Consider the following 9,898-nt stretch of genomic DNA (forward strand, 5'->3'; position numbering starts at 1 on the left):
GCAGGGTCCTGGGAGAGTAGGACGTTGCCAAGCACGAGGAAAGTCTACTGCGTTGCAGTAGGCTTTTTTTGTTGTCTGCAGCACGTGGATCGTCTAATTCAGAAGTAGATATTTGTATGTTGTAGAGGGACACAGACCGTAGAACTGAGCAAAGTGCATATCTAGAAAAAACAGGCAGCGAATTCAAAGGTTTTATCCTTTCAATTTGCTGCCTTGCTATAATTAACATACGTAATAACGACCAAAATAGTTAACCATGCATGCGAAACTCAGACGGTGTCATGCTGGTTATTTTCTTGAAAACCTGTGTAAAATAACGTGAATCCTGATATCCAACTAATGGCGCAAGCTGATATACCTTTACTTCCGTATTTTTTAATATATATTTTGCTTTTTCAATACGACAATGGGTAACATACTCCAGAAATGTCGAGCCGGTTACTTGCTTGAAAAGCGTGCAGAAATGACTTGCACTTAGTCCTATATGTTCAGATACATCATCTATACCAATATCGTTATGGTAGTGATTGTCGATATAAAGCTTAGCTTTTGCAATTAAGGATGATGCATCATCATGCTGCTGCTCCAAATTTAATGCTATCCATTGCTTGAATGCGTCCTTTAATATGACGATTGCTTGTTCCAGGGTTGCGCTTTCTGAAAGCTGTTGAATTAAATAATCAACCGTATGTTCTATTTTTAAATTCATATGCTCAAACTCACGACGGGAAATAACAGTAATCTCAACAATATATCGTATGAGTTGATCTTTTGACAAGGCACTTGATTCAAGCTTCACCTTCAGCTTATCAAGCAGTTCCACGATTGGCTCTAGCTCCAGAGAACGAATATGCAGCAATAGCTCTTTTTCGAGCTCTTTAGGATATTGCCACTGCATGCCTTTATCATTAACTGGGACGGATTTATCCGTGTATATAAAAACATGTTCTGTGCCATCATAGAATCGTTGATGTAGGGAATCACAAGCACTTTCGTAGGCTGCATGCAATTGATCAATGCCCTGTACCTGACGACTTATACCGACTGAACAGGATAATTTACTATACCGCTTAATATGCTGTACAATATCTTCACCAATCTTCCACTTCAATTCTTCCGTTGTATCCTTGAATAAAATAATCCACTCACCACTATGGAAAGGAAATGCCGCCAGCGCATCATAGCTTTTTGACCATTCCTCCAAAATATTTCGGACCGCAAAAAACCAAAGTCGTTTTTCTTCAGTAGTCCATTGCTTATTCATCGTAGACAAATGATCAAGCTGAACGACTGTTAAAAAATAAGGCATCTTCAGTATATTGTCTTCAAGCCAAACCATATGCTGCAATGGTCGCTGATTACCTTCAATTAGCTCTGCAAACATTCTCTCCCTTGCTAATACGGACAGTGAATGTATGGAATCAAGCAATTCTTCGCTTTGTTGTTTGGCAAGACGAGAATGGTTAAGCTTGATGATCGATTTTTTAAGCATTTCAATCAGCTCATCATGATCGATTGGCTTTAACAGATAGCCTGTTGCCCCGTACCCGATAGACTGCTTGGCATATTCAAATTCGCCATAGCCGCTTATGACAATAAAGATCAGATCAGGATTAATGCCCATAACCTTAGACATTAACGTAATGCCATTAATTGTTGGCATTCGAATATCGCTAATGATGATATCTGGATTCCATTCATGAAACAGCTGTAAGGCTTCTTCACCATTACGAGCTTTTTTAATCGTGGCAACCCCTAGCTCCTTCCAAGGCACCGCGGCCTCCAGACTTTTCAAGATGATAGGCTCATCATCAACCAGCAACACCGAATAATTACCTTCCATGATTAAGATCACCTCCATAGCTGTTAATCAGCCTGTAATATGACTTTGAAGCTTCATCCAGCTGCATGAGTGCTTCATCACTTGAAACTTCTAGTTTGAATAGGCTGTCTGTTACAGTCCAGAACGCTTTTCGAACTTCAGGGGAAAGTGTATTATCGTAAGCGAGAAATACCTGGTCGCTTTTTTCTAGTAGCCGAACAACTTGGGCAAATACTGGTCCCGTCTTATTAATATCAAACGGTATAGCCATTGACGGTAGACGGAACGCCTCATATACGATACGCTGCTGAACCTCCTCTGTGTAGATCGCTTGCAGCAGCTGTAGCGCAGCCTCCTGCTGGGCGCCACTAAGATTCGCTGAAAGACCTATGCCGATCGTATATCCGCCTGCTATTGACCGTTCCTGCTCCTTGCTTATTGAAGGGAAAGGGATAACGCCGATATCCTGCTGAAAATCATACTGTTCATTGGGAGATTGAAACAATGAGATGTCCCAATTTCCATTCACATACATAGCGGCTTTACCTTCATTGAACAATTGAATAGCTGAGGATGAATTTAGCTCAGAATATAATTCGTTGAACGCCTCTGCTTGCACCCACTGTACAATTTGATCAAATGCTTGCTGGTAGCCCTCTGTTTGAAAGGAGGCAGATCCGTTAGCTATTTGCTTAATATGTTCTGGCCCCTCATAGCGATCCATCAAATAATGAGCGTATATGCCTGCAGGCCATATTTCCTGATTGCCGAATGCAAATGGAATAATATGATAAGATTTTAACGCAGAAATAACCGCATTAAGTTCATCGATCGTCGTCGGAGGCTCAAGGCCGAGCGCATTAAAGATTTTCTTATTATAAAAAAGCGGCTGTGCATGCCCCTCGAATGGCAGTCCAAATATGCCATTATCATATGTCCATAAGCTGATATCGATAAATTCCAATGCATGCTCGCTTACAAATTGGCTCAGATCAAGCAATCGATTGGAACGTACATACGGATCAAGCTCGGCACCTCCAAATAAAACAAACATATCAGGTGGCGTGCCGGTAACCATTTCGCTTTTTAGCTTTTGTTCACGATGATTCGTTTGCTCTAGTCCTTCGAAGTTAACTTTTACATTAGGATGAGATTGTTCAAAGTCATCCACAACATCTTGAAAAATCGTTAGCATCGGCTGGTCATGAGGCTTTGTCCATACATGCCGAAATGTAATCGTAATTTTTTCTGGCTCAATAATAGCAGGCTCTTTGGATTGACTTGAAAAGCTATAAATAATGGTTGTAGCCAGCAGCATGATATAGAGTAGTATCCATTGCTTGTTTTTTAGCTTACTCATCGTATATATCCTCACGGTATCGCAAATTTTTACGGAACAATTTTTGGTACTCGAATCCGAATCGTAGAGCCTAATCCAGGAGAAGAGCAGATCATCATTCCATAGGAATGACCGAACCGAATCCGAACCCGTTCATGCACGTTTCGCAGACCTACACTGCTATCCTTATACTTTTGGTTGATAGAAGGACGATCGGACAGCAAATTAAGCAGTACCTGTTCATCGAAGCCGGGTCCATTGTCCGTAATATCAATAAATATATCGTGTTCGTTTTCTGAAGCTACAATATGAATATATCCTTTGCTCTCCATCGGCTCGATCGCATAATAGAGCGCATTTTCCACTAGTGGCTGAACAATAAGCTTTTGTGTCACATAATGCTGCAGATGCTCTGGCAGTTCTAGCGTATATTCGAACTTATCCTCAAAACGGTACTTCTGAATATTCATATAATGGCGAACATGTTCAAATTCCGTTGACAACGGGATTAATTCTTTGTTTTCACTAATGCTAATGCGTAATAAGCGCCCCAATGAGATGACCATGCGACTAATATCTTTATTTCCTTGAAGCACAGCCATCGAATTTATCGATTCCAACGAGTTATAGATAAAATGCGGATTAATTTGCGATACAAGCGCCTGAAGCTCTGCTTCTTTTTTCATCGTTTGTTCCAGCTCCACCTGATGTAAAAGTTCTTCGATTTGCGTAGACATTCGGTTAAAGCCCAGTACTAGCATATCGGATTCATCGTAGTTTTGGGTTGTTTCAACAGGAATTTGAACAAAATTCCGCTGTTCAACGCGACGCATGCCATTAACCGTTCGACTAATGCTTTTTATGAGCCGTAATACGAAAAAACGATCAAAAATAAAGGCAGATAATAGAGAAAACGATGCAAGCAATACTGCGATATTTCGAATGGTCACCGACTCTGCCTGAATGATGCTTGTTGGTGTAATCGCTACCAAAAACCAGTTCGTTTGTTGAGATGGCAAGTATGTAATTAATGATTTGATGCCATGATAATCATCAAAGAAGTACTGCTGATCCGTGGCATCTTCTTGATATAGAAAGGGGAACGATACAGAGCTTCCTGTATGTTCGCCCGACTTATCATATACAATGAATCCACTTTTATTTAATAGAAGAATATTACCCTGCTCCATCGTAGCCGTTTCCCAAAACACTTGATCGAGCAGGTTGGCCTTAACTTGAATAACAATTGAGCCTAAATCTTCAAGAGAGTAGTAATCTTTAATAACTCTAGCATGAATAAGAACAGGCTGGTCATCAGTTGCGGTACCATTCTCGCCTGGACCTGACCATATTGGCCTGCCTTCAGCAGATTCCATTGCGGTAAACCATGACTGATTCTTCAAATCTGCAAAAGTCCCTGCTGAATTGTAGCTATAGACCAACCGATCTCTTGAATAGAGCTGAAAGGCCTGCACCATTGGGTGGTGAATGAGTAAGTTATTAATTTCCTGCCTAATATCGTAGTCTGGAATATGATCTTGGTTTTTTAGAGCCTGCTGAATAACAGGCTGCGTTATCGCTGAATTAGAAATTGAAGTGATCTCGCTTAAGGCATAATGAAGCTTCCGATCAGTTTCCAACAAGGACACGGAGTAGAAGTTGCTTGATTTCTTCGTTATAGCTTTCGAGAAACTGCTATAAGAGATAGCCCCCATTGCGATAACGGGAATAAATACAAGAAGGATATTTGCAATTAATATTTTCTGTCGGAGCTTCAAGCCGTTTCACTCCTTTAATGATAAGACCTTCTTCTATTATCTTCTTAAAATGATCATCAATGTCAATATAAATTAACAAGCATTGAGCATTAACTTTTTACAGCGCCTGAAGTCAGTCCAGCAATAAACCAGCGGCTGAACAATAAAAACACAATCAGCAACGGCAAGGTCGCCATAAAAGTTGCGGACATGATCATCCCGTAATCCAAGCCATCACGTGTCGTGAACAACTGCTGCAAGGCAATTTGGATCGTATAGTGGCTTCGATCCTTAAGTACAACGAGCGGCCAGAAGAAGTCATTCCATGTATTCAGAAATGTGAAAATGCCTAAAGTTGCAATCGCAGGCGTAATAACAGGCAGCACAATCATCCCAAATATTCGGAAATGTCCAGCGCCATCTATTTTTCCTGCTTCAAGCAGCTCGGAATGAACAGAGCTTGAAATATATTGCCTCATCCAGAAAATACCGAAGGCGTTTACCATTGCAGGTACAATGAGTGCTTTATAGGTGTCAATCCATTGCAGCTTTGCCATAATCACATAGGTAGGCAGAACACTTAGCTGTGAAGGGACGAACAACGTACCTAGTACAAAGAAAAACAAAAAGTTTTTGTACTTGAAGTTGTATTTGGCAAAGGCGTATCCTGCAAGCGAGCAGAATAAAACGACAGAAAAGGTAACAGTAGAAGAAACGACTAAAGAGTTGGTAAAGGCAGTCCAAAACTCCGTTTTGCTTAACGCACGGTTAAAGTTGGCTATAAATTGATCCCCAATCGTAATAATTGGCGGAATATGAGAAGCAGCACCGCGCTCATTAGAGCCAATAACAAACATCCAGTAGAAAGGAAAGATTGAAATGAGTGCTCCTATCGTAAGTATGATGTAATAGAACGTAGTCGTTGCTATATTAGGTTTATCACCGATACTTGCTTTCATCTGATTATCACTCCGTATCTCCGCCTAATTTATTTGAGGCCCACATATTAACCATCGAAAAGAGCAGTGTAAATAATAGCAAAATGACGGCAGTCGCCGCTGCAGTACCGAAGAAGTTATTGCCGAATGCTTCGGTATACAAATACACAACCATCGTAATTCCTTCCAATCGTGTTGAGCTTGTGCCTGATTGGCCTAAAAATACATAAGGCTCGGTAAAAAGCTGCAGAGAACCAATCGTAGACATTAGCACCGTAAAAATAATAAATGGCTTCAGCAATGGCAACGTAATTCTCATTAGCTGCTGGAATCGACTTGCACCATCAATGCGTGCAGCTTCATATAAATCAGCAGGAATACTCTGTAGGCCCGACAAATAAATGACCATGTTATAGCCCATCCAGCGCCACATCACCATTGAAGCGATAGCAAGCTTAACGCCCCACCAGCCCGAGTTCCACGCAACAGGATCAATGCCTAAAAAATCTAGCAGCCAATTGGCCATCCCGTTATTACTGAACAAGGCACTAAATACTAGCGTAACCGCAACGATCGATGTGATATTCGGCATAAAGTAGAGTACTCGAAACGTCTGCTTGAATTTAGTGAAAGCAGAGTTAAGAAAGACAGCGAACAGTAGTGCTAATACAAGCTGAGGAACTGTCCCCATGATGCTGATAAGTAGCGTATTTAAAAATGAAGTCCAGAAAATAGGATCTTCCACGACAAACTTATAGTTTTGAACGCCGATGTATTGCATAGGACCGAGAGCATCCCATTTAAAAAAGGACAAGTAAATCGTAAACAGAATTGGATAAAGGCCAAACACAGCAAAAATTAAAAAGAATGGCGAAATAAATAAATATGCAAAAAGATGGTCTTTCTTACGTTCAGACAATGTTTTTCGTTTTTTTTCAGGCGATAGTGCAGTTTGCAAGGTTGTAGACATCGGACACCTCCATACAGTATGAATGCTTCAAGACCGCAGGAAATCCTGCGATCTTGAATTGGGTTGCTTTCATTTGTTGCCTAGTTAGTGGCTAACGATTAGCTGCGTTGCTCAAGACGTTTAATCTTTTCAATAGCAGCATTCCATTCTGCCTCTGGATCAGCATTTTTTTCTTGAACATTTTGAATTGCTTCTTTAATAAATGCATCCGCTTGATCGTGAAGCGGGCCGTAGTAGACAGGTGCTACTCGATCAGCTGCAGCAGCAAATTGTGCAGCTGAAGCCTGACCACCTAAAAACTCATCTGTGAAGTCTTTGAATTCTGGTTGATCAAATAGTGCAGGAGTAGAAGGCATAAGCCCGCTTACTGCAAAGGATTGTAACTGTTGATCCTGATTAGTCATCCACTCGATAAATGCATATGCCTCTTCAGGATGCTTGCCTTCCTTAGGTAATGTGATGAATGAACCACCCCAGTTGCCGGCTCCCTCAGGAAGCTGTGCAATTCTCCATTGACCAGCGGAGTCAGGACCGTTGCTTTTAATATTGCCTAACATCCATGCAGGACCAGGCAATACAGCGAAGCCGCCATCATTCGTCGCTTGAGCCCAATCTGGAGCCCACAGTGCAAAATTCGCTACCCAGCCTTCTTGAATGCCTTTAATCGTATAGTCATAAGCTTTTTTAACTTGAGGATTCGTATCCCCAATAAACTTTCCTGTTTCCTTGTCGAAATAAATTTGACCGTCAGATTGATCACGCAATGCGTTGTAAATCAAATCTCTCGAGTCAACAAATGGCTTGCCGGTTTGATCAGTGAACTGCTTAGCTACTGTCGCAAATTTATCCCATGAATCAATAGCAGCAGCAAATTCTACTGGATCCGTTGGAAGTCCTGCTGCTTCAGCAAGATCAGTACGGTAGTAAGCAACCGTTGGAGCGATATCAGTTGGCAGACCGATTTGGAATGAACCGTCAACGGAAGAAGCTTGCGCCCATTTCCAGTCAAGGAAGTTGCCCTTTACTTTATCTGCGCCAAGATCGTTTAAGTTATGAAATTTATCTTGAGCATTGATGAAACGCTCCATAAATCCGATTTCAAGCTGGAAGATATCAGGAGCTCCTGAATTTGCAGAAAGCGCAGTAGTCAAATTGTTGTGATGCGCCGTTTGGTCACCAGTGTTCTGAATTTTGATGACAATGTTCGGATGTTCGCTCATGTATTGCTTAGCAAGATCCTCATAGTTGACATTTCCTAGTGTCCAGAAGGAAAGCTCGATTTTTTCATTGCCATTATTGTCACTGCCATTAGAAGTCGAATTGTTGGTGTTAGTGTTAGGTGTTGCTTCTGTGTTGCCGTTACTTCCGCTATTGCTGCTGCATGCTGCAAGTGTAAACACTAAAACGGTTGCTGCAATCAGCATTAGCGATTTTTTCAATTTCATCATAAATGATAAACCCCTCTCTTTTTTTTACTTACAATTCAAACTATAAAAGAGAACGGGGAGAATGAAGAGGCGACAAACTTACGAATTATAGTTGAAATTTCTACGATGGCTGATGACAAATGAATAGATTAATGGGGGAAATCTTCGAGGGATATAACTACTAAGGCCAGTAGCGAGTACTGCCTTATCTGTGATTTCTACGTAAATTAAAACGAGTATGTGCCTAGGGGGATTCCCCAGCACATACTCGCTCTGCTCTTATAAATTTACGGTTTGATCGTACTAACAAGCAACACATAGGTCATTCCATATTAATGTAGGTTTGTAGAATCGAGACAGGTCCAGATTTACGATAAACTGTGAACAACCCGACCTTTACAGGCCGCGTCTATACTCTCGCCATGAGCCCGAATGGATTTCAGGTGCATATGGGGGAAGGGCTGTCATGATATAAATCCAGCCACTGCTGCCATTGTCTAGATCCGTAATATGCACACGCTCATACAAATTGTGCTCGCCATTAGGCTCATAGTCCTCCAGCTCATCGATATACGGCATGCATTCTGCACGAATCGTAACCCATTCACCTTCAATGACATATCCGTGATGTAACTCCAGAATAGCAGCGGGATACTCATCATCAATACTGAACAGTCTTCCTTGGATCGAACCTGGAGTGCTGTCAACGATATAGGGTTCGATAATATGATGATTGCTTTCACCATGGAGCAGCGTTCCATATATAAAGAGTATTTCGGTGTGCATTCCATAACCTCCAACATTGTAACAGTTGTTTAACTCCCTTATACTAATTTAAATAGAAGAAGTAAAGAAAGATGTCAGGAGCAGAAATGAAAAATTTATTAGTAACAGGCTATGCTGCGCATGAGCTTGGCATATTTGATCAGAAGCATCAAGCTCTCAAATATATAAGAAAAGCATGTCTTAAAAAGCTTATTCCATTAATCGAGGATGGTGTAGAATGGATTATTACGCCAGGTCAATACGGTTTTGATTTGTGGACGGTAGAGCTGGCAATTAAACTGAGAGAAAAACAGTATCCTCATTTAAAGGTGTCAGTGATCCATGCCTTTGCTAATCAAGACGCAAATTGGAATGAACAAAAGCAGCAGTATTGGAACAAAATAAAATCTAAGCTTGATCATTTTGATGTTGTAAGTAAACAAGACTACGCAGGTCCATGGCAGTTTCAAGCAAGAGATCAAATTCTACTAAATAAAACAGATGGTTTGCTGCTGTTCTATGATGAAGAAGCGGCAGATAGTAAAAGTAAATATATGAAGGAAAAAGCACTTAAAAAATCAAGTACAGATGACTATGCGATTATTACGATATTTGCAGACGATATTCAAAGTGCTATTGAAGAAGATATGTTAAATGATATAGAGCCTTGACCTATTGAAGTAGATGTATAGGATCACTAACAGCTGTACATGATATTAAAGGTAAGGATGCTATGGCTTGTTTGATTAAACAGCAGGGTAACAAGTCACAACTACCATTATCATCCATTAAAAAACTTTATAAAAAACACTTGCAATGTGTAGTCGATTCGTGGTATATTATTTCTTGTCGCCGCGAGAGATTGCGAGAGACACACGAA

8 protein-coding genes are annotated in these 9,898 nt (G+C 40.8%); 1 reads left to right on the forward strand and 7 read right to left on the reverse strand.

Annotated features, from left to right (window positions below):
* Positions 1-250 precede the first annotated feature (250 nt).
* From ACFP56_RS21515 to ACFP56_RS21545, 7 genes are all read right to left on the reverse strand, one after another.
* Complete coding sequence (locus ACFP56_RS21515; RefSeq protein WP_379238527.1) at positions 251-1,843, reverse strand: response regulator; 1,593 nt, start codon at positions 1,841-1,843, stop codon at positions 251-253.
* Entirely contained in the window at positions 1,833-3,182 is a 1,350-nt protein-coding gene (locus ACFP56_RS21520) for an ABC transporter substrate-binding protein (protein WP_379238529.1), read from the reverse strand. Before ACFP56_RS21520 ends, ACFP56_RS21515 begins: the two co-directional genes overlap by 11 nt.
* 29 nt (positions 3,183-3,211) lie before the next feature.
* The gene (locus ACFP56_RS21525; protein WP_379238531.1) at positions 3,212-4,939 is read right to left on the reverse strand and encodes a sensor histidine kinase; all 1,728 of its coding nucleotides are present in this window, start codon (positions 4,937-4,939) and stop codon (positions 3,212-3,214) included.
* Between the two features lie 89 nt (positions 4,940-5,028).
* A complete protein-coding gene (locus ACFP56_RS21530; RefSeq protein WP_379238533.1) occupies positions 5,029-5,877 on the reverse strand; it encodes a carbohydrate ABC transporter permease in 849 nt (282 codons plus the stop codon).
* Positions 5,878-5,884: 7 nt separating this feature from the next.
* Positions 5,885-6,826: a carbohydrate ABC transporter permease gene (locus ACFP56_RS21535; protein ID WP_379238535.1), complete on the reverse strand. Its 942-nt coding sequence runs from the start codon at positions 6,824-6,826 to the stop codon at positions 5,885-5,887.
* Between the two features lie 98 nt (positions 6,827-6,924).
* Positions 6,925-8,274: an ABC transporter substrate-binding protein gene (locus tag ACFP56_RS21540; protein ID WP_379238537.1), complete on the reverse strand. Its 1,350-nt coding sequence runs from the start codon at positions 8,272-8,274 to the stop codon at positions 6,925-6,927.
* Positions 8,275-8,649: 375 nt separating this feature from the next.
* Positions 8,650-9,039, reverse strand: a complete 390-nt coding sequence (locus ACFP56_RS21545) for a gamma-glutamylcyclotransferase family protein (protein WP_379238539.1) — start codon at positions 9,037-9,039, stop codon at positions 8,650-8,652.
* 86 nt (positions 9,040-9,125) lie between these two features.
* Between ACFP56_RS21545 and ACFP56_RS21550 the strand changes: the two genes are divergently transcribed.
* The gene (locus tag ACFP56_RS21550; protein ID WP_379238541.1) at positions 9,126-9,689 is read left to right on the forward strand and encodes an SLOG family protein; all 564 of its coding nucleotides are present in this window, start codon (positions 9,126-9,128) and stop codon (positions 9,687-9,689) included.
* Positions 9,690-9,898: the final 209 nt, after the last annotated feature.

The sequence above is a fragment of the Paenibacillus septentrionalis genome (assembly GCF_042659865.1).
Lineage (GTDB): Bacteria > Bacillota > Bacilli > Paenibacillales > Paenibacillaceae > Pristimantibacillus > Pristimantibacillus septentrionalis.

Coding starts and splice junctions, on each gene's coding strand:
- ACFP56_RS21520 (WP_379238529.1), bottom strand. CDS start 3,182: ATGAGTAAGCTAAAAAACAAGCAATGGATACTACTCTATATCATGCTG.
- ACFP56_RS21550 (WP_379238541.1), top strand. CDS start 9,126: ATGAAAAATTTATTAGTAACAGGCTATGCTGCGCATGAGCTTGGCATA.
- ACFP56_RS21530 (WP_379238533.1), bottom strand. CDS start 5,877: ATGAAAGCAAGTATCGGTGATAAACCTAATATAGCAACGACTACGTTC.
- ACFP56_RS21515 (WP_379238527.1), bottom strand. CDS start 1,843: ATGGAAGGTAATTATTCGGTGTTGCTGGTTGATGATGAGCCTATCATC.
- ACFP56_RS21545 (WP_379238539.1), bottom strand. CDS start 9,039: ATGCACACCGAAATACTCTTTATATATGGAACGCTGCTCCATGGTGAA.
- ACFP56_RS21540 (WP_379238537.1), bottom strand. CDS start 8,274: ATGATGAAATTGAAAAAATCGCTAATGCTGATTGCAGCAACCGTTTTA.
- ACFP56_RS21535 (WP_379238535.1), bottom strand. CDS start 6,826: ATGTCTACAACCTTGCAAACTGCACTATCGCCTGAAAAAAAACGAAAA.